Source organism: Acinetobacter lwoffii (genome assembly GCF_052078135.1).
GTDB lineage: Bacteria > Pseudomonadota > Gammaproteobacteria > Pseudomonadales > Moraxellaceae > Acinetobacter > Acinetobacter lwoffii_Z.
This window is the reverse complement of sequence record NZ_JBQGUZ010000002.1, coordinates 196,578-217,500: the sequence shown is the minus strand read 5'-3', so window position 1 is coordinate 217,500 and position 20,923 is coordinate 196,578. Positions and strand designations below refer to the sequence as shown.

Below are 20,923 nucleotides of genomic sequence, written 5' to 3'. Positions count from 1 at the left end.
TTGTTTCTGCCTGTCTCGGTGAACTGGGTTAATATAGAAAATGAACTCCAGCGATTGGGACAGGGCACCATCATGAACTTAAGTTATCTTTATATGGACTCGCCTGTAGGTCAGCTACAGCTGGTCGCGAATGAAACCGCGCTGGTAGCCGTGCTTTGGGATTGTGAACAGCCGAATCGGGTGAAACTGGCGACCTTGGTTGAAGATCCGCGACATCCGGTCTTGATTGAAACCAGACGCCAGCTCCAAGAATATTTTGCCGGTCAACGCAATGTTTTTGACCTGCCTTTGGACTTTGCCGGTACTGATTTTCAGAAAAAAGTCTGGCAGGCGCTACTGAATATTCCCTACGGACAGACGCGAAGCTATCGCGACATTGCTGAACAAGTGGGTAATATCAAGGCGGTACGTGCCGTGGGTGCAGCCAATGGCAAAAACCCGATTTCGATTATTGCACCCTGTCATCGGGTGATTGGTCGCAGTGGCAAGCTGGTAGGATTTGCCGGTGGTTTGGATAAAAAAGAAATCCTGTTAAATATTGAGCGAACGCATTAATATTTAAACACTTAAAACAAATGAAAATTAGAATATGGAACATTCTACCATACAGCTATTAAGTCCATTCTGGTCCAGCTTAGGGTGGATTCTTCTGCTTTTCTTTGGCGTGATGATTTTTAAATTATTCAAGCCATTTTTAAAAGGGAAATTAGGAGAATTTGCGGTTGCTGCCCATGTCAAACTGTATTTAAAAGATCTTCAATATATTCTGCTCAATGATTTGACTCTTCCAGACGGGACAGGCGCGACCACGCAGATCGATCATCTGTTATTAAGTCCTTACGGAATATTTGTGATTGAGACTAAAAACTATAAAGGCTGGATATTTGGAAACGAGCGACAAAAAACCTGGACCCAGAAAATCTATAAAAACAGTTATAAATTTCAGAATCCGATTCATCAGAACTATAAGCACATCAAAGTATTGGAGCAGCTACTGGCAGATATTGTGGAACCAGACCTTTTGCATTCTGTGATTGTATTTATGCCGGATGCTGTGTTTAAAACACCGATGCCAAATCATGTATTTCGGGGTGCAGGCTGGATCGACTATGTGAAAAGTTTTGATCAGCAGATGATTTCTGAAACGAAATTAAAACGGATACAACTGCGGTTAGAAAAAGAAGTTTTAGAAAAATCCTGGAAAACTAATCGGGAACACGTAGAAAATTTAAAGCAGCATAAGCAGTCATAAGTTTTTTACGGACTCATAAAAAAAGCCTTTGAATCATTCAAAGGCTTTTTGGTTTTAAATATTTGAAGCTTTCAGTTTTTCGGTAATCTCGGCCAGAACTTTAATCCGTTTCACTTCGTCCCATAAGGCTTTGGCTTCAGGATAATGTTTCGACATCATGCCCAGCCATTGCTTGTAACGGCCGACCATCCCGATCTCAGTTTTGGCTGGGCCGTTGATAAAACGAATTTGTAGTTGCAGTAGTTCATTCCAGTTCATCAAAGGTGCATCCGAGTTTTGACGGATACATTGGGTCAGGTCGGGTGTAGTCACTGCACCACGGCCAATCATCAGATCTTCGCAACCGGATTCCAGACGGCACTGTTTGGCATCGGCATTGTTCCAGATTTCACCATTGGCGATCACATTGATCTTAAGTGTCTCACGAATCGGTTGTAGCTGGTCCCAGAATGCGGGCGGAGTATAGCCATCGGCTTTGGTGCGCGCATGCACGGTAACCCATGCTGCTCCTGCATCTTCAATGGCATGCGCATTTTCCAGCATGAAATTGCGGTCCATATAACCCAGACGCATTTTGGCGGAAACCGGAATATGCGCAGGGACGGCATCACGCACGGCTTTAACCAGCTCATGCACCACTTCTGGTTCATCGAGCAGGACTGAGCCACCGCGATGACGGTTCACAGTTTTGGCCGGACAGCCAAAATTCATGTCAATTGCCGGTGCACCCATGGCTGCCACTTTGGCGGCATTCGCTGCCAGCATCTCCGGATTATTTCCCAGAAACTGCACATGTACCGGTGTACCTGCCGCCGTCTTGCCATCATTCAACAGTTCTGGACAGTAAGTATGATAAATATGATCGGGCAGAAGGGAATCGGTGACACGGATAAACTCGGTCACGCACCAGTCAAAGCTACCTACGGATGTCAGCACATCACGCATAATCGGATCGGTTAAGCCTTCCATGGGAGCAAGCACAAGTTTCAACGGTGCACACCTGTAAATTTAAAACGGTGTTATACGTTTTTTTAGGCAGCCTGTCTAGGCTGGATGGGAATTGAATGATGAGTACCTGAAAATTGAACTTTTTGGGCTGATATAAAAAGGCCCTTAATGTAGATTAAAGGCCTTTAAAAGTGAAGCTTAAGAAGGTTTAGCAATATCCAGCCATTTTAGTCAGCCAGTTTCTCGACTTTCATACTCTCACGATAATACTGACAGCCCTTGTACAACAGGAAGCAGCCAATCAATCCGGCAATCGCATTGACGATCGAGATTGAGTTACCAACCATTAATGTGTTTTGGAAATATTTATCCGTGATTAACGCCACTGCGGTGGTTCCGACACCTAAGGCAATCAGGTTTGAAACCAGCAGGAACTTTGCAGATACCTGTGCGCGTAGCTGGTTTGGTGTCAGCATTTGCGTAGCAGCTGCCGATGCAGGAATCGGGAAAGTGGAGAAGAACATCGCCACAAAAATCAGCGCAAATGAAAGCTGCATATTATCGACCTGAGTAAACAGCACACTCGGAATAATCAGCGCCGCACAGCCAATCGCACCAGTACGAATTGCAGCATCGCTATAGCCACGTTTCGAGAAGAAGTCGATCAACCAGCCACAGAACAAGGCACCTGAAGTATTCGCGATCAAAATAATCGTACCGAGGATATAACCGGTTTGACTCGCATCCAGACCGAAATTACGCATGTAATAGGCAGGTGCCCAGCCCAGCAGCGAATACAGCATCATGGTGTAAAAAGAAAAGCCAATAAAATGACAGAAGAAGGTCTTTTTATGTGTCTTGATAAAACCAATCGAATTTTTGAAAGAGGCTTTAATGACCTGACCATCCTGACCGACTTTCATGCCCTTACGTGCAGGTTCACGCACCGTCAGTACCATGAGTAGAGCCAGCAATACGCCCGGTAGACCCACAATCATAAAGGTGAGTTGCCAGGTTTTCACTTCACCAATGAGAGGTAAAGCTACGAAGCTGACATCTTTTAGCAGGCCAATCACATAGCCGCCAATCAGGAAAGCTAGGCCCGAACCAATAAAGGCACCAATCGCATATACACCGAGTGCACGGCCTAATTTATCTTTCGGAAATAAATCGGCAACGATTGAATAAAAGGCAGGGGAAAGCGCGGCTTCACCGGCACCGACACTCAAACGTGCAATAAACATTTGAATAAAGTTTTTACTGAGACCACATGCCGCTGTGGCAAGACTCCAGAAAGCAATCCCGGTCGCAATAATTTTAATTCGGGACTTTTGATCCGCCAGCGCGGCAATGGGCAGACCCATAATGGCATAAAACAAGGAGAAGGCCAGACCTTGCAATAGACTAAACTGGGTATCGCTTAGCATTAAATCGGCTTTAATCGGTTCAATCATGAGCGATAAAATTTGACGGTCTACAAATGACAGAATGTAAGCCACCATACAAATGACCACCACATACCATTGATAGGTGCTGCTTTCCGGTGGCGGTTCAATCTGTTCAGACAGCGGCACAGCCGTTTCTGTCGGTGTAGGCTCAAAATTTTGATTTGTTGGTTGAATCGTCCTTTCAACCATTTCTAGGTTCAGCGATTTATCATTCATCATGCAACATCCTGTGCTGATCGTTTGAGATATTTATTTGATACTTTTAATATGCTTGTTATTTTTATATTGTATCGTATTTAATTAATCTAGAGCCTAAATAGAGAGACGTCAATCTGTTTTTAAAAATAGATACAAATAATTTTTAAAGGCAAAAAAAAGGAATCATAATGATTCCTTTTTTTGAGTTTAAATTTTTAGCCACGCTCAACCAGTGTTAAAATATCGTAGGTTGCAACCAGTTCATTGCGTTGGTTTTTTACTTTAATATCCCAGACCACGACACCATGTGGCTTCTGTGCCGGATCGCGCAGTGCTTTTGGAGTTTTCTGCTTACAGGTCAGTTCTACCTGAATGGTATCGCCAATTTTCACCGGTTCTACAAAGCGCAAGTTGTCCATGCCATAGTTGGCAATGACTGGGCCCTGAGCGGCATCAACGAATAAACCGGCTGCGGCAGACACCACGAAATAGCCATGTGCCACACGTTCACCAAACAGGGATTCTGCTGCAGCAATCTTGTCCATATGCGCATAGAAGTGATCACCGCTCAGGCAGCCGAAATTCACCAGATCCGCTTCGGTCACGCTACGTCGTGCAGTCAGTAAACGCTCGCCTATACGCAATTCATCAAATGATTTTTTAAAAGGATGCACGCGGTCTTCAAAGACTTGAGCTCCAGCCGTCCAGCTATGGCCGACCTGAGTCATGGCATTTGGCGAGCCTTGAATCGCAGTACGTTGCATATAATGTTTGACTGCACGCAAGCCGCCGAGTTCTTCACCGCCACCGGCACGTCCCGGTCCACCATGAACCAGTAAAGGTAATGGAGAGCCATGTCCGGTACTTTCTTTGGCACTTTCAGCATCCAGAATATGGACACGACCATGCCATGGCGCAATTTTGCTGAGCAGTTGTTCAATATTTTCATCGGTATTGCGTACGATGGAGGCCACCAGGCTACCTTCGCCACGTGCCACCAGGTCAGCAAGCTGAGCCAGGTCAGTATATGACATTAAAGTGACCACAGGCCCAAAGGCTTCAATTTTATGAATATTTTCTGCCTGAGCCGGTGCTTTACATAGCAAAACTGTCGGTGGATAGCATGCAGATGTCTCCGTATTTTGTACTTGAATCTTAAAGTCCTGACGCAAGTGGCTACCGAATACGATCTCTGCATCCTGGCTGAGCTGTTCAACTTTTGCTGCGACATCATGTTTCTGTTTGACGCTGGCCAAAGCACCCATGCTGACGCCTTCTTGAGCGGGGTCACCGACAACCACTTTTTTCAGTTTTTCAATCAGGCGACTTTGTACGGTATCCAATAGCTCGGCTGGCACAAAGGCACGACGAATGGCGGTACATTTCTGTCCGGCTTTGGTGGTCATTTCACGGAAAACTTCACGGACAAATAAATCAATCGTTTCATCATTGGCTTGCGCCGTCAAAATCGCACTATTGACTGAATCTGCTTCCATGGTGAATGGAATCGAGTAGGCATTTAAGTGTGGATGCGAACGCAGTTTTTGCCCTGTTGAAGCAGAACCGGTAAAAGTGACCGTATCTTGAGGATTTAAATGATCAAATAAATCATAGACCTGTCCGCAAATGAGCTGCAGTGAACCTTCTGGCAAGAAACCGCTTTCATGAATGGCTTTAACTACGGCATGAGTCAGCTCGGCACCTTCGGTCGCCGGTTTGACAATACAGGGTACGCCTGCCAGCAGTGTCGGTGCGATTTTTTCCAACATGCCCCAGATCGGAAAGTTAAAGGCATTGATATGCACGGCGACACCGGCTTTAGGCGTCAGAATATGTTTCGCGCCAAAGCTACCTTGCTTAGAAAGAGGAATCCAGGCATCTTCGACCCATGCTGTTTCATCACTCAGTTCACGACGCACCAAACTCGAATAAGCATATAAGGTGCCAATCCCGCCTTCAATATCAATCCAGGCATCTTTACGGGTACAGCCGGTTGCTTTGGCAAGCTCATAAAAGTCTTCTTTGCGTTCCATCAAATACTGAGCCACTTGCTTCAGTGCATTGGCACGTTGATGGAAGGTCCATGTGGCAATAGTCGCGCCTTTTTGTTTGGCATACTTCACCACGGCTTGGGTATCGATGCCCTGACTGCCGACCTGATAAACCGCTTCACCGCTAATGGCATGATAAACCGTACGTAAATCGGCTTGCGCTGCGTATTCCTGGCCGTACACCAGTGAAGATAAGCTTTTGATGGCAATAGGATTATGGGTTGATTCAGTATCTTGATAATCCGTTGTGCTTGAGCTGCTGTCTAACTCTAACATTGTAAAAACTCCATTTATGATACGTTTTGAGATGTATTTTAATTTTGATGTTTCATAATTTGTGTTGAAAAATTGAAAATGTCAATCATAAATCTGTATTTAAAAATGCGTAACAATAAAATAAAAAATATTAAGTTATATAAAACAAATATTTATTGAAAATAAGGGGTGAAAATTAAATGATACCAATAAATATATATTGATTTTAATTACGTATCGTTTTAATTTGAGTGTATCAACACTTGGGATAAGTGAGGGAACAATGAATAATCAACAACAAATCTTCGATCAAAAGATTGAAAAGGATATTTCCATCGAGCCGAAGGACTGGATGCCGGATGCTTATCGTAAGACCTTGATTCGTCAGATCGGTCAGCACGCACACTCTGAAGTGGTGGGCATGTTGCCGGAAGGCAACTGGATTACCCGTGCACCGACCTTGAAGCGTAAAGCTGTGCTGATGGCAAAAGTTCAGGACGAAGCCGGTCATGCTTTGTATCTGTACAGTGCTGCAGAAACCTTGGGTGCGGATCGTGACGACATGATGGATAAGCTGATTGCCGGTCGCATGAAATATTCTTCAATTTTCAACTATCCAACCCTGAGCTGGGCCGATGTTGCCGCGATTGGCTGGCTGGTAGATGGTGCAGCAATTGTCAATCAGGTTGCGCTGTGCCGTACATCTTATGGTCCTTATGCCCGCGCTATGGTGCGTGTGTGTAAAGAAGAAAGTTTCCATCAGCGTCAGGGCTTTGAAGCCATGATGGAATTGGCCAATGGTACGCCGGAACAAAAGCAGATGGCACAGGATGCAGTGAACCGTTTCTGGTGGCCGGCACTGATGATGTTTGGTCCAAGTGATGATAATTCACCGAACAGTGCACAAAGTATGCAGTGGAAAATTAAATTATTCAGCAATGATGAGCTACGTCAGAAATTTGTCGATAACACCGTGTCGCAAGTTTTGCAGCTGGGTTTAACCGTTCCAGATCCAGACCTCAAATTCAATGAAGCCACCGGACATTACGAATTTGGTGAAATCAATTGGGATGAGTTTTTTGCGATTCTTGCAGGCAAGGGACCGTGTAACCATGAGCGTATTGAAGCACGCCGCAAAGCTTGGGAAGGCGGCAAGTGGGTACGTGATTCAGCAGCCGTCTATGCACAGAAACAGCAGCAACAGTCAGCAGCACAAAAAGTTGCTTAAAAAATAGTTTGATCAATATAAGGAAATTTGCTCATGAATAACAAAAATAACTGGTCACTTTATGAAGTGTTTGTGCGTAGTAAACAGGGTCTGAGTCACCGTCATGTCGGCAGCCTGCGTGCGCCGGATGAGGAAGTCGCACTACAAAATGCCCGCGATGTATATACCCGCCGCAATGAAGGCATCAGTATCTGGGTGGTGAAATCTGAATTGATTACCTCTTCACAGCCAGATGAAAAAGCAGAATTTTTTGAACCCGCTTTGGACAAGGTTTATCGCCATCCAACCTTTTATAACATTCCAGCTGGCATCGAGCATATGTAAAGGGAAAGGTGAAGAATATGACAAATCAAGTATTGGCAGAATTTCTTTTACATGTGGGTGACAGTCAACTGATCCTGTCTCATCGTTTGGCAGAGTGGTGTGGTCATGCACCTGAACTGGAGCTGGATATTGCCTTAGCCAATATCGGACTGGATTTATTGGGTCAGGCACGTACTGCCCTCAGTCTGGCGGGTGAAGTGGAAGGACAGGGCCGTGATGAAGACAAGCTGGCTTATTTCCGTACCGAACGTGAATACCGTAATTTGCTGCTGTGTGAACAGCCGAATGGTGACTTTGCCCAGACCCTGGTGCGCCAGTGGTTGATGGATCACTACCACGCTTTATTGTTTAGCGCCTTAAGTCAAAGTCAGCATGCTGAGTTGGCGGCTTTTGCAGTGAAATCACTCAAAGAAGTGAAATATCACCAGCGTTTTTCCACCACCTGGATGGAACGCTTAAGTTTAGGTACCGCAGAAGCGCATGAAAAAACCCAGCAAGGTTTAAACCAGTTATGGCGTTTTACCGAGGAACTTTTTGTTCTGACGGCTGATGAAAGACAGTTGGTCGATAGCGGTGTCATTCCAGATATTGAAAATTTAAAAGCCCAGTGGCTGGAGACCATTACATCCGAGTTAGCGCGATTTGAATTAAGCCTGCCAGAGCTAGGCGCTTATCGCAGTGGGGCTAAACAGGGTTTACATACAGAACATCTCGGTTTTGTTTTGGCTGAACTGCAATACATGCAGCGCTCTTATCCAAACATGAACTGGTAATTCGGCACAATCACAGGGAGTGAGTCGCATGAATCTGATTCGACACGTAGAAGATCAATGTTGGGACGTTTTACAGCAGGTTTCTGATCCAGAGATTCCAGTATTGTCAGTGATTGATCTGGGCATGATTCGTGGCGTCGAGCTGAATCAGCAGGATGAAATTGTGGTGCGACTCACGCCGACCTATAGCGGCTGTCCGGCCACGGATTTATTAAAAGCAGAAATTACCCAGGCTTTCGAGGCGAACGGTTTGACGCCGGTCAAAGTCATTGTGGATCTGTCTGAAGCCTGGACTACGGACTGGATGAGTGAATCGGGCAAACACAAATTACAGCAATATGGTATTGCCCCGCCGCAAGGCCAGTCACATAGCTGTGGTACGCATGTGGCATTGACCGATGGCATCACCTGTCCACAGTGCTTAAGTAACAACAGCAAATTATTAAGTGAATTCGGTTCGACAGCCTGTAAAGCTTTATATCAATGTCGGGACTGCTTAGAAACTTTTGACTATTTCAAATGTATTTGATTGTAACGATTGCGCGGTGGGCAGGGTAAACCAATAACAAGCCTGAACACCGCCACCTAAAAGAAGGATTTTGCCATGAGCCAATTTATACCATTAACCATTAAATCGATTCAGCCACAAACCGAGCAAGCGATCTGCATTGCCTTTGATCTCGCGCCTGAGCAGTTGGATACTTTTCAATATCAGCCGGGTCAGCACCTCACCATTCGTCATTTAACCGATGACGGCGAGCTGCGCCGCTGCTACTCGATCTGCAGTGATACTCAGGAAGACATGAGCATTGCGATTAAAAAAATTGATCAGGGTCAGTTTTCAACCTGGGCCAATGTGCATCTCAAAGCGGGCGATGTACTAGAAGTCATGCCACCGCAAGGGGTGTTCTTTCAGAAAGCCGCCAAGGCTGGTGGCCAGAATTATCTAGGATTTGCAGCAGGCAGTGGTATTACGCCGATCTTATCGATTGTAAAGTCAGTGCTGAACCGTCAAGCGGACGCAACATTCACTCTGGTATATGGCAACCGTTCCTGGAAACAGACTATGTTTTCTGAACAGATCATGGACCTGAAAGACCGTTTTAAGGAACGTCTGCAACTGGTGAATATTTTTTCACGTGAACTGAATGACAGCGAGATCTTTAATGGTCGGATCGATGCGGAAAAATTACAGCAGCTGTTTCAGGCCAATCTGATTTCAGCCGAAGCAGATCACTGTTTCGCTTGCGGTCCTGAAGAAATGATGACAGCAGTCGAAACGGTATTACCGACTTGGGGCATTCAGCGCAGTAAGATTCACACTGAACGCTTCAATACGGGGACTGCACCGAAAGCAACCGCCCAGCAGATGGAAAGCCGCAGTGAAGAACGTGTCAATATCATACTCGATGGTCGTGAGCTGATTGTTGAAGTCTCCAAACAGGATGACAGTATTTTAGATGCTGCGCTACGTGCCGGAGCCGACCTGCCATATGCCTGTAAGGGCGGCGTCTGTGCCACCTGTAAATGTAAGGTGTTAGAAGGACAGGTTGAAATGGCGGTGAATTACAGTCTGGAAGAAGATGAAATTCAGAAAGGCTATGTGCTGAGCTGTCAGGCACGTCCGACCACAGCCAATGTACGTCTGAGTTTTGATGAATAACAGCTGAATTTACAGCACTGAGAACAGCAGGAGTTCAAGGATGACCTACATTAAAACCAGCTCACCCAAGCCAGGTGTAGTACTGATTGAGCTGAATCGCCCGGAAAAGCGTAATGCCTTAAACAATGTCACCTTGCAAGAGATTGCAGCCTGTCTACAGGACTTGGAAACAGATGCTGTTGTGAAAGCCGTGGTCATCACCGGAAATACGCAATGCTTTGCTGCCGGTGCTGATTTAAATGAGCTGGCGCAGTTAGATGTGGTCAGCATCCAGCAGGATCAGCGCCCACTGCTTTGGAAAAAAATTGATGAATTTTCCAAGCCTTTAATCATGGCCGTGAATGGTTATGCTTTTGGTGCAGGTTTCGAGTTGGCTTTGCATGGTGACATGGTGCTGACTGGAGAAAATGCCCAGTTTGCTTTGCCGGAAATCGGTTTAGGGATGCTGCCGGGTGCTGGTGGAACACAGCGTCTGGCTCGTCTGGTCGGTCAGCAATTGACGATGCGCTGGGTCATGACCGGTGAAATGATTTCGGCACAGACCGCATTGCAACATGGCATTAGCAGCCAGATTTGTCCGGCAGGACTGACCGTGCAATACGCACTGGAACTGGCAGAAAAAATTGCCAAGCAGGCACCGCTGGCCATTCGTGCCATCAAGCAATCTTTAAAGTCGATCCATGAAGTGACTTTAAGTCAGGGATTGAAGCTCGAGCGTCAACATTTTGTCTGGCTGGCGGCGACCCAAGATCGCCAGGAAGGCATCAATGCATTTTTAGAAAAAAGAAAACCAGAATTTAGAGGTGTGTAATGGATTATCAAACAATTATTGTCGAAAAAAAAAATGCAGTGGGCTACCTGACCTTTAACCGTCCAAAACAGCTCAACAGCTTTAATGAAACCATGCATCAAGAAGTCTCCAAGGTCATCAAGGCCTGGGCCAAAGACAGCCAGATTCGTGCCGTAGTGATTTCAGCAGAAGGTCGTGGTTTCTGTGCCGGTCAGGATCTGAATGATCGTGTGGTCGATCCGAATGCCGATGCACCGGACTTAGGTCTGTCGATTGAAAAATATTACAACCCTTTGATCAAGCTGATTACTGAAATGCCAAAACCGGTGATTTGTGCGGTGAATGGCGTGGCAGCAGGGGCAGGTGCCAATATTGCCTTGGCGTGTGACATTGTGGTGGCAGCAAAATCGGCTTCCTTTATTCAGGCTTTTTGCCGTCTTGGCTTGGTGCCAGATTCAGGCGGTACCTGGTTCCTGCCGCGTCTGGTTGGCCGTGCCCAGGCGATGGGCCTTGCCATGCTTGGCGATAAAATTCCGGCTGAGCGCGCAGTACAACTGGGCATGATCTGGCAAGTGGTTGAAGATGAGCAACTGCAAGCAGAAGCGAAAAAATTGGCAGAGCATCTGGCGCAGCAACCGACCTATGGTCTGTCCCTGATCAAAAAAGCCATTCATGCTGCAGCCGACAATAATCTGGATCAGCAGCTCATTCTGGAGCGTGACCTGCAACGTCTGGCTGGACGTTCAAGTGATTATAAAGAAGGTGTACAGGCCTTTATGCAGAAGCGTACTCCTGAATATAAAGGATGCTAAATTATGCAACAGATCAATTTGGAACACGTCAAAGTTGCTGTGGTCGGTGCTGGGACCATGGGGATTGGCATTGCGCAACTGGCAGCCATGCACGGGCATCCGACCTATGTGTTTGATCTCGATCGCAGCAAAGTTCAGAGTGCCTTGACTGCTTTAGAGGCGCAGCTCAGCAAGCGCGTACAGAATGGCAAAATGACCCAGCAATTGCTAGAGAGTACCTTCGCTAATCTGATCGTGGCAGAGGATATTCAGCAACTTGCCGATGCGGGCTTGATTATTGAAGCCATTGTCGAAAAGAAAGAAGTGAAGCAAAACCTGTTTCAACAACTGGCTGCCATTTGCCCGGAACAGACAATTTTTGCTTCCAATACTTCCTCGATTTCCATTACCGCCATTGCCTCGGCGATTCCGCATCCGGAACGGGTGATTGGGCTACATTTCTTTAATCCGGCGCCGGTGATGAAACTGGTCGAGATTATCCGCGGCCTGAAAACTTCAGCAGCCATTGCCGATGCTGTATTTGAATTGATGAAGGACTGGAACAAGGTTCCGGTACGGGCCAAATCGACCCCCGGTTTTATCGTCAATCGTGTCGCGCGACCTTATTATGCCGAAGCCTTTCGTGCCTTGCAGGAAAATGCCACCACCCCGGAACAGCTCGATTACATCATGCGCGAATGTGGCCGTTTTGCCATGGGGCCGTGTGAACTCACGGACCTGATTGGTCAGGATGTGAATTTCTCGGTCACGCAAAGTGTCTATCAGGAATTTTTCTATGAGCCACGCTACCGCCCATCCTTGATTCAAAAAGAACTGGTCGATGCTGGCTGTTATGGTCGCAAGTCCGGTCAGGGTTTTTATGATTACGCTCAGGCCAAGCCTGCACCTGTATATGAATTGCCAGTGTGTTATGCCAAGTCGCTGAATAAGCTCAAAGTCACAGTAAAAGGTGAATGGTTGCATTCTTTAGCACTGATTGAACGTTTAAAACAGGCCTCTCATGTAGAGCTGAGTTTTCAGGCAGCAGAACAGAATGAAATCCTGATTGGTGACCTTTCTCTGCGATTATCGCTTGGCGAATCAGTTGAACTTACCTATCCGCATGAGCCTGTGGTGTTGATGGACTGGCATTCAGATTGGACAAATGCTCAAGCGATTCCAGTCGTTGCATCAACGGCGTGTAGTGCTGAACAGCGCCAGGCAGTGGAGCTATTCCTCATAGGTATGGATATGATACCTATTTGGTCTAAGGATCATCCCGGTCTTTATGTTATACGTAGTATTGCTATGTTGGTGAATGAAGCCTGTGAAGCAGTATTGCATGATATTGCATCAGAACAAGATATTGATTCTGCTATGAAATATGGCGTTAATTATCCTTGTGGTCCATTCGAATGGGCAGATAAAATTGGATATTACACAATTTTACAAATTTTAGAAAATATGTATCGTATTTATGGTGAAGACCGCTATAGAACTAGTATATATTTAGCAAAGAAAGCGGTGCAGGGACATGCACAGAAAACTCAGCAGCAACCATTACGCGTTGCTGGCTAAAAGGAAGAATCATGGAACAGGTTTATATTTTTGATGGAATTCGCACCCCTATCGGACGCTATGCCGGTGGACTGAGCAGCATTCGTGCTGATGATCTGGCAGCGCTACCGATTCAATATCTGAAAGATCAGCATCCTGCCTTGCCATGGGCAGAACTGGATGAAGTGATCTTGGGCTGTGCCAATCAGGCCGGTGAAGATAACCGCAACGTGGCGCGTATGGCTGCTTTACTCGCAGGGTTGCCTGAATCTGTTCCAGCGCTCACCGTGAACCGCTTATGTGCTTCAGGTCTGGATGCCATTGGACTGGGAGCACGTGCCATCAAATCGGGTGAAGCACAATTTGTTTTGGCGGGTGGCGTAGAATCCATGAGCCGAGCGCCTTTCGTGCAATCCAAACCTACGACTGCCTTTAGCCGTACCCCTGAAATTTATGACACCACCATTGGCTGGCGTTTTATCAACCCAAAATTTAAAGCACAGTTTGGCGTTGACAGCATGCCGGAAACGGCCGAAAACGTCGCTGAAAAGTATCAGATTAGCCGTGCAGACCAGGACCTGTTTGCCTATCACAGCCAGCAGAAAACCGCAGTAGCGCAGCAGAAAGGTATTTTTGCCGAAGAAATTCTGCCGGTAGAGGTCAAAGGTCCGAAGAAAACCACCCTGACCATTTCCCAGGATGAACACCCGCGTGCAGAGACAACGCTGGACAATCTGGCCGCCTTAAAAACCCCATTTCGTAAAGAAGGCGGTTCAGTCACTGCGGGCAATGCTTCGGGTGTTAATGACGGGGCGGCTTGCGTATTACTCGGCAATCAGCAGTTTGCTGAGCAGTATGGTTTGCGCCCGAAAGCTAAAGTGATTGGAATGGCCAGTGCCGGTGTGGAAGCCAAATATATGGGCATTGGGCCGGTGCCAGCAGTACATAAAGTGCTGAAACAGACTGGACTCAGTCTGGAACAGATGGACGTGATTGAGCTAAATGAAGCATTTGCAGCGCAGTCACTGGCCGTGATTCGTGAACTCGGCTTGCAAGACGATGATTCCAGAATTAACCCGAATGGCGGTGCCATCGCCTTGGGTCATCCGCTGGGTATGAGTGGCACCCGTCTGGTGATCACGGCCATGAAAGAACTAAAACGCCGTAAAGGCAAATATGCACTCTGCACCATGTGTGTCGGTGTGGGTCAAGGTGTGGCACTGGTTTTAGAAAATATGGATTAAACACATCATTCAATCAATGAATTAAACCGTGGTCAGGAAGACTGCGTCAGGAGTAAGAATATGAATAACAATGCAATGGAAAAAATTGAAAAAGTATCGGTTGATGAGTTACGCAGTGTTCAGCTACAGCGTATGAAAAAGACGTTGCAACATGCTTATCAGAATAGCCCGGTTTATAAAAAGAAATTCGATGATGCTGGCGTGCATCCAGACGATTTTAACTCACTGGAAGATCTGGCCAAATACCCGTTTACCACCAAACAGGATTTACGCGATAACTATCCGTTTGGCATGTTCGCTGTGCCACAGGAACAGATTGTACGTGTGCACGCATCTTCAGGCACCACCGGTCAGCCAACCGTGGTGGGTTATACCCAAAATGATATTAATGTCTGGTCAGATGTAGTGGCGCGTTCATTACGTGCAGCCGGCTTGAGCAGTAAAGATATCATCCAGGTGTCTTACGGTTATGGTCTGTTTACCGGTGGTTTAGGCGCGCATTATGGCGTTGAACGCTTGGGTGCAACCGTGATTCCAATGTCTGGCGGACAAACCGATAAACAGGCGCAACTGATTCATGACTTTAAACCGACAGCACTGATGGTCACGCCATCTTACTGCCTGAACATTATTGAAGCGCTTGAGAAGAAATTTGGCACAGCCAAAAACTGTTCGATTAAAACCGGCGTCTTTGGTGCAGAGCCATGGACCAATGAAATGCGCAAGGAAATCGAAGAGCGTCTGGGCATTGATGCACTGGATATTTATGGTTTATCAGAAGTCATGGGACCCGGTGTCGCGATGGAATGTCTGGAATCCAAAGATGGCCCAACCATTTGGGAAGATCATTTCTATCCTGAAATTATTCATCCTGAAACCGGTGAAGTGCTGCCAGATGGCGAACTGGGTGAACTGGTATTTACCACCATTACTAAAGAAGGCATGCCGGTAATCCGTTACCGTACCCGTGATCTGACCCGTTTATTGCCAGGCACGGCACGCACCATGCGCCGTATGGACAAGATTGTCGGCCGTAGTGATGACATGATGATTATCCGTGGGGTGAATGTCTTCCCATCACAGATTGAAGAGCAGATTTTACAAATCCAGCAACTGATTCCGAACTACCAGATTCAGATTTGCAAACAGGGACATCTGGATACATTGCATATCCGTACCGAAATGCGTAAAGATAGCAGTGACATTATGGCGCACCAGCTGGCAACTCAGCTGAAAAGCCAGATTAAAACTATGGTCGGAATCACCGTAAGTGTCGAAGTGTTGCCCGAAGGCAGTCTGCCACGCTCTGAAGGTAAGGCACAGCGCGTTTTTGATATCCGCAAGTCTGCATGAAGTACTATTGGATGATAGCCAAATGGTCTATCATCCAGTTTCTATAAGGTAAAGTTAAACGCAATGAATCCGAAATTAAAACAAATAATTGATGACTTTATTCAAACTGAAGCACTCAGCGGAACCTCATTAATCATGACCATCTTCGGTGACTGTATTTTTCACCGAGGGGGCATCATCAGTCTGGCCAGTCTGATTCAGCTCATGGATGTCTTCGGGTTTAATGAACGATCAGTACGGACTGCCGTATTCCGTCTGGTCCAAAATGGCTGGCTGATGTCTGAGAAAATTGGTCGCACCAGTTATTATCGCGTAACCGAAAGCAGCCGCCAGCGTTTTATTATGGCAGATCAAAAAATTTATAGTTTTCAGCATACCGAATGGGATCAGAAATGGGATCTGGTGCTACTCAGTTCAGTGGAATTGGAAAATAAACTGGTTCTGAAAAAAGAACTGGAATGGCTGGGCTTTGCCAATATCGCCACCAATGTCATGGCCTATCCGGGCTGTGATCATCAGAAACTGCAAAACCTGCTGCTGAACCTGAAAATGACCGACCAAGTCGTGGTGTTTAAAGCTGAAACTTTGCAGCTCTGGCAGGAATCCTATCCAACTGTAAAACGCATGGTTGCCACCAATTGGCCGGTGCAGGAACTGCATCAGCGTTATGAAAAATTCATTGCGGATTTCCGGGAATTCTTTCATCTGGTGGAACAGGAAGATGAACTGGATCCGGTTCAGGCTTTTCAGCTGCGAATTTTGCTGATTCATCAATTTCGCCGGATTTTACTAAAAGATCCAAATCTGCCTTTTGAATTATTGCCATCCAACTGGCTTTCCCTGAATGCCCGTAATCTGAGCAGTAATTTATATCAAACGGTGGTTGCGGCAGGGGATGAGTTCTTTATGGAGATCGCACGAACTTCGGAAGGTTCGATGCCGCCGGTACATCCACAATTTTATAAACGTTTTGGCGGTTTACGACTGGAAGCCGTTAGCTAATCTAATTCTGCATTTTTAAAGGAATAAAATAATGCCGTGTTATGCCATTGCTGGTGTGATTCCTGTGGTCAACCCTCGCGCTTATGTGCATCCGCAAGCCGTTCTGATTGGGGATGTGGTGATTGAAGAGGGCGTATATATCGGGCCTTTTGCTACTTTAAGAGCCGACTTTGGTGGGATTCATATCCAGAAAAATGCCAATGTTCAGGATTCCTGTACCATTCATGGCTTTCCCGGTAGCGTCACGCTGGTCGAAGAATATGGTCATATCGGACATGGCGCGATTTTACATGGCTGTATCATTCGCAAAAATGTACTGGTGGGCATGAACAGCGTAATTCTGGATGAAGCCGAGATTGGTGAAAATACCATTATCGGTGCCAATAGTATGGTTAAAGCCAAAGCCCAGATTCCTGAAAATTCACTGGTGCTCGGTAGTCCGGCGCGGGTTATCCGTCCCTTGGACGCCAAAGAAATTGCCTGGAAAAGCAAAGGGACGCAGGAATATATTCAGCTGACAGAGCGCTGTCTTTCCTCAATGCAGGAGGTCAGTCCTTTAACAGAAGTCTCCACAGACCGGCTCAGTTACAAAGCGTTTAAGGCAGATTATCAGATCAAGCAGAATAGCTTGAATGACTAAGTTAAGAACATGATTCTATTAAATAGATGAATTCTGCATTTTAAAAACAGGAAGTAACTGAAACCAAATTCCAACTGCATTCCCTGACCGTCTATTTAGACTGAAATAAAATTGGTCTGGAAAGCATATATATGGAAAATAGGGAATTTAAAGATCATTTCTCCCAGCAGTCACAGGACTATGCTTTGTTTCGTCCGCATTATCCGGATGCATTGGGAAAGCTATTGGCAGAGCTGTCACCAGGTACTAAATTGGCTGTAGATGTCGGCTGTGGTTCTGGACAGCTTTCAGAAGTTTTGGCGAATTACTTTGATCAGGTGATGGCTATTGATGCGAGTAGTGAGCAGATTGCTCAGGCCAAACCGCATCCAAAAATTCAGTATGGTCAGGCATTCGCTGAAGAGATCCCGTGTGCTGACCAGAGTGTTGATCTGATTTCGGTGGCTCAAGCAGCGCATTGGCTCGATCTGGAAAAGTTTTATGCAGAAGTCCGCCGTATTGCCCGGCCTAATGCCATTCTGGCATTAATTAGCTATGGCGTGTTCAGTGTAGATGAGCCCCATCTGAATCATTATTTTAAGCATTTTTATGAGGTGACGCTTGCACCGTACTGGCCGCCTGAACGTCGCCATGTAGATGAAGGATATAAAAATCTACCATTTCCATTTCAGGAAATTGCGATTCAGCCACCGGTATTGCAAGTTGAATGGAACTTTTATCAGTTAATTGGTTATATGAGTACCTGGTCAGCCGTGAAAGCTGCCACTAACGCACTTGGACGTAATCCATTGAATGTACTGGCAGATGCCTTATTACCAGAATGGGAAGATCCAGAATTGCCTAGAGTCATTCGCTGGCCATTGTCGGTGCGGGCGGGGCGTATAACCGTTTAAAAAATATTCAGGTTAAAGCGGTTACTGGATATTGTAGAGCTCAGAATTATCGCCCTAGAATCATTTCCAGTACGAATTTAGAACCAATAAAACCCAGTGCCAGCAAGCCAAAACCGAGTAGGGTAAAGCGCACAGCTTTTTGGCCACGCCAGCCAAACTTCCAGTGTCCAATTAATAGTGAACCGTAAACAAGCCAGGAAATGATACTGAACGCAGTTTTATGTGCCAGATGCTGGGCAAAGAAATTGTCGATGGTAAAAAAGCCAAAGCCCAAAGCGAGGGTAAGTAAAACAAAACCGGTCATCAGCATATCAAACAGCAATGATTCCATGTCTTGATAAGAGGGTAGCAAACTGACCCAAACGCGGCGTTTTTGCTTCTTTTTCAGCTCACGATCTTGAAAGCGTAAAATTACGGCCTGAATGGTCGCCATGAGCAATACCGCATAAGCAGACAAAGACAGGATAATATGAATATCCAGACCCAAAGAGTTTTGTGTGATGATTTTTGCAGGCTGAGTAAACGCAAAGCCAAGAATTAATCCGGTCGCAGCCACCGGAATCCCGATCAGGTTCAGGGCAATAATCGGACGATAAGTGCTGTAAATAATGCTGAGTAACAGCATCAGACCAGAGGTAAAGGAAAACAGGGCAAAGACATCATAATTGATGCCCAGCGGGGTATGCATATCGCCATATAAAACCAGCGCATGCAAGCCCAGTCCAAGCAGTGCGGTTAGCGAGACAAACCATTGATTAGGAGCACGTTTAGACATTAAATGAATGAACAGATACCAGAAGGAAGCGGTATAAGCGACTAATGCTAAGATCGTATAAACCAAGGGGAGGCTAACCATGTCAAACCTTTTTAAGGGTGATGAATATTCATTTATATAAATTCGCTGCGAACTACAGTATCCTATAGCATTCTATGCATAAATTTTCTATTTTAAGAAACAATTTTTTGCTCATGGCTATTTTAAGCGGATTTTGCAATGTTTGATACCTTAACAGAACGACTCACGCAGAGTTTAAGAAATGTTACTGGCTCAGGGCAGCTAACCGAAGACAATATTAAAGATACGTTACGTGAAGTGCGTATGGCGCTTCTTGAGGCCGATGTTGCGTTACCTGTAACTCGTGAATTCATCGCGAAAGTTAAGGAAGAAGCATTGGGCCAGGAAGTGATGACTCAGTTATCTCCTGGGCAGGCTTTTGTCAAAATCGTTCATGACGAATTGACCAAAATGATGGGCGAGGCCAATGAAAGCCTCGACCTCGCTGCAAAACCACCTGTGGTTGTCCTGCTGGCAGGCTTGCAGGGTGCAGGTAAAACAACAACTGCAGCGAAACTTGCACGCTTCTTACAAGAACGTCAAAAGAAAAAAGTCGCGATGGTCTCTGCCGATGTGTATCGTCCGGCTGCGATCAAACAGCTACAGACTGTCGCAGGTGAAGTCGGTGCGATTTTCCTAGAATCCAGCGCAGACGAAAAACCGATTACGATTGTGAATCGCGCGATTGAACAGGCAAAAATCCAGTTTGCCGATGTACTGATTGTCGATACGGCAGGCCGTTTGCATATCGATGATGACATGATGGGTGAAATCAAAGAGCTGCATGCAGCGATTAACCCGACTGAAACCCTGTTCGTGGTCGATGCCATGACCGGTCAGGATGCGGCAAACACCGCCAAAGCATTCAACGATGCCTTGCCTTTAACTGGTGTGATCCTGACCAAAACTGATGGTGATGCGCGCGGTGGTGCGGCATTGTCAGTACGCGCGATTACCGGTAAGCCAATCAAATTCTTGGGTATGGGTGAGAAACTCGATGCCTTGGAGCCATTCCATCCTGAGCGTGTCGCACAGCGTATTTTGGGTATGGGTGATGTACTTTCTTTGGTTGAAGAACTTGAACGCAAGGTCGACAAAGAAAAAGCCGAAAAAATGGCGAAAAAACTGCAAAAAGGCGGCAGCTTCAACTTTGAAGACATGCTGATGCAGTTTGAGCAGATGAACAAGATGGGCGGCATGATGGGCTTCCTGGACAAGCTTCCTGGTATGAGTAATGCCGGTCTACAAGATGCGTTGGCGCAAGCCAATCCTGAAAAGCAGGTCAAGAAAATGGAAGCGATTATCCAGTCGATGACCATCAAAGAGCGCCGTAATCCAGACTTGATGAACCCAAGCCGTAAAAAACGTATTGCAGCAGGTTGCGGTATGGAAGTGGCAGAAGTCAACAAGCTGATCAAGCAACATGCCCAAATGGCCAAGATGATGAAAAAATTTGCCAATCCATCGGGTATGGCAAAAATGATGAAATCACTCGGCGGCTTGCAGAAACAGTTTGGCGGCGGCGGTGGCATGGGTCCATTGTTCGGCGGCAACGACAAGAAATAAGTTTGGTTTTAAAAAAGGCGCTTTAAGCGCCTTTTTTTATTGCGAATAAATCGTCAAACCGGTTTAAACAAAACAACATTTACTTACCCAAAATAAAAATCTAATCAGGCAG

20 protein-coding genes are annotated in these 20,923 nt (G+C 46.1%); 16 read left to right on the top strand and 4 right to left on the bottom strand.

Translation table 11 applies throughout. The features are described 5' to 3' along the window. Positions 1-72 precede the first annotated feature (72 nt). Both ACTL4S_RS02250 and ACTL4S_RS02245 read left to right on the top strand, forming a co-directional pair. On the top strand, positions 73-555 hold the full coding sequence (locus ACTL4S_RS02250) for a methylated-DNA--[protein]-cysteine S-methyltransferase (RefSeq protein ID WP_005247169.1): 483 nt from the start codon (positions 73-75) through the stop codon (positions 553-555). A gap of 34 nt (positions 556-589) precedes the next feature. Further along, the gene (locus ACTL4S_RS02245; RefSeq protein WP_164542799.1) at positions 590-1,252 is read left to right on the top strand and encodes a nuclease-related domain-containing protein; all 663 of its coding nucleotides are present in this window, start codon (positions 590-592) and stop codon (positions 1,250-1,252) included. A 54-nt stretch (positions 1,253-1,306) separates the two neighbouring features. On the opposite strand, the gene ACTL4S_RS02240 is transcribed toward ACTL4S_RS02245, so the two are convergent. The 3 genes from ACTL4S_RS02240 to paaZ all read right to left on the bottom strand — a co-directional run bounded on the left by ACTL4S_RS02240 (position 1,307) and on the right by paaZ (position 6,173). Further along, entirely contained in the window at positions 1,307-2,242 is a 936-nt protein-coding gene (locus ACTL4S_RS02240) for a tRNA-dihydrouridine synthase (RefSeq protein ID WP_005251039.1), read from the bottom strand. 185 nt (positions 2,243-2,427) lie between these two features. Continuing rightward, positions 2,428-3,867, bottom strand: coding sequence for a spinster family MFS transporter (locus ACTL4S_RS02235; RefSeq protein WP_213686906.1), 1,440 nt, complete (start codon positions 3,865-3,867; stop codon positions 2,428-2,430). Positions 3,868-4,061: 194 nt separating this feature from the next. After that, complete coding sequence (gene paaZ, locus ACTL4S_RS02230) at positions 4,062-6,173, bottom strand: phenylacetic acid degradation bifunctional protein PaaZ (protein WP_441298665.1); 2,112 nt, start codon at positions 6,171-6,173, stop codon at positions 4,062-4,064. 262 nt (positions 6,174-6,435) lie between these two features. On the opposite strand from paaZ, the gene paaA reads away from it, so the two are divergent. From paaA to ACTL4S_RS02165, 13 genes are all read left to right on the top strand, one after another. After that, positions 6,436-7,380 carry a 1,2-phenylacetyl-CoA epoxidase subunit PaaA gene (paaA, locus tag ACTL4S_RS02225; RefSeq protein ID WP_004646055.1) on the top strand — a complete coding sequence of 315 codons (945 nt, stop codon included), beginning with the start codon at positions 6,436-6,438 and terminating at the stop codon, positions 7,378-7,380. Between the two features lie 33 nt (positions 7,381-7,413). Then, positions 7,414-7,704: a 1,2-phenylacetyl-CoA epoxidase subunit PaaB gene (gene paaB / locus ACTL4S_RS02220; RefSeq protein WP_004279183.1), complete on the top strand. Its 291-nt coding sequence runs from the start codon at positions 7,414-7,416 to the stop codon at positions 7,702-7,704. Between the two features lie 17 nt (positions 7,705-7,721). Further along, entirely contained in the window at positions 7,722-8,477 is a 756-nt protein-coding gene (paaC, locus tag ACTL4S_RS02215) for a 1,2-phenylacetyl-CoA epoxidase subunit PaaC (protein ID WP_026056591.1), read from the top strand. Positions 8,478-8,505: 28 nt separating this feature from the next. Further along, on the top strand, positions 8,506-9,006 hold the full coding sequence (paaD, locus tag ACTL4S_RS02210; protein ID WP_131269247.1) for a 1,2-phenylacetyl-CoA epoxidase subunit PaaD: 501 nt from the start codon (positions 8,506-8,508) through the stop codon (positions 9,004-9,006). Between the two features lie 75 nt (positions 9,007-9,081). Next, entirely contained in the window at positions 9,082-10,140 is a 1,059-nt protein-coding gene (gene paaE, locus ACTL4S_RS02205; protein ID WP_441298664.1) for a 1,2-phenylacetyl-CoA epoxidase subunit PaaE, read from the top strand. A gap of 40 nt (positions 10,141-10,180) precedes the next feature. Continuing rightward, positions 10,181-10,951 (top strand): enoyl-CoA hydratase-related protein, encoded by a 771-nt coding sequence (locus ACTL4S_RS02200; protein WP_441298663.1) that lies wholly within the window; start codon positions 10,181-10,183, stop codon positions 10,949-10,951. Beyond that, a complete protein-coding gene (gene paaG / locus ACTL4S_RS02195; RefSeq protein WP_441298662.1) occupies positions 10,951-11,742 on the top strand; it encodes a 2-(1,2-epoxy-1,2-dihydrophenyl)acetyl-CoA isomerase PaaG in 792 nt (263 codons plus the stop codon). Before ACTL4S_RS02200 ends, paaG begins: the two co-directional genes overlap by 1 nt. Before the next feature lie 3 nt (positions 11,743-11,745). Beyond that, positions 11,746-13,299: a 3-hydroxyacyl-CoA dehydrogenase gene (locus tag ACTL4S_RS02190; RefSeq protein WP_441298661.1), complete on the top strand. Its 1,554-nt coding sequence runs from the start codon at positions 11,746-11,748 to the stop codon at positions 13,297-13,299. Between the two features lie 11 nt (positions 13,300-13,310). Further along, positions 13,311-14,522: a 3-oxoadipyl-CoA thiolase gene (gene pcaF / locus ACTL4S_RS02185; protein ID WP_441298660.1), complete on the top strand. Its 1,212-nt coding sequence runs from the start codon at positions 13,311-13,313 to the stop codon at positions 14,520-14,522. 60 nt (positions 14,523-14,582) lie between these two features. Next, positions 14,583-15,875 carry a phenylacetate--CoA ligase PaaK gene (gene paaK, locus ACTL4S_RS02180; RefSeq protein ID WP_114541382.1) on the top strand — a complete coding sequence of 431 codons (1,293 nt, stop codon included), beginning with the start codon at positions 14,583-14,585 and terminating at the stop codon, positions 15,873-15,875. Positions 15,876-15,938: 63 nt separating this feature from the next. Continuing rightward, positions 15,939-16,877 carry a phenylacetic acid degradation operon negative regulatory protein PaaX gene (gene paaX / locus ACTL4S_RS02175; RefSeq protein ID WP_004279192.1) on the top strand — a complete coding sequence of 313 codons (939 nt, stop codon included), beginning with the start codon at positions 15,939-15,941 and terminating at the stop codon, positions 16,875-16,877. 31 nt (positions 16,878-16,908) lie between these two features. Next, entirely contained in the window at positions 16,909-17,517 is a 609-nt protein-coding gene (locus ACTL4S_RS02170) for a gamma carbonic anhydrase family protein (RefSeq protein ID WP_441298659.1), read from the top strand. Positions 17,518-17,648: 131 nt separating this feature from the next. Further along, on the top strand, positions 17,649-18,410 hold the full coding sequence (locus ACTL4S_RS02165; protein ID WP_441298658.1) for a class I SAM-dependent methyltransferase: 762 nt from the start codon (positions 17,649-17,651) through the stop codon (positions 18,408-18,410). A 46-nt stretch (positions 18,411-18,456) separates the two neighbouring features. Here ACTL4S_RS02165 and ACTL4S_RS02160 read toward each other — a convergent pair whose 3' ends face one another. Beyond that, positions 18,457-19,266: a cytochrome C assembly family protein gene (locus ACTL4S_RS02160; protein ID WP_004730673.1), complete on the bottom strand. Its 810-nt coding sequence runs from the start codon at positions 19,264-19,266 to the stop codon at positions 18,457-18,459. Between the two features lie 138 nt (positions 19,267-19,404). On the opposite strand from ACTL4S_RS02160, the gene ffh reads away from it, so the two are divergent. Next, entirely contained in the window at positions 19,405-20,811 is a 1,407-nt protein-coding gene (ffh, locus tag ACTL4S_RS02155; protein ID WP_004279196.1) for a signal recognition particle protein, read from the top strand. The last annotated feature ends 112 nt before the right edge of the window (positions 20,812-20,923 follow it).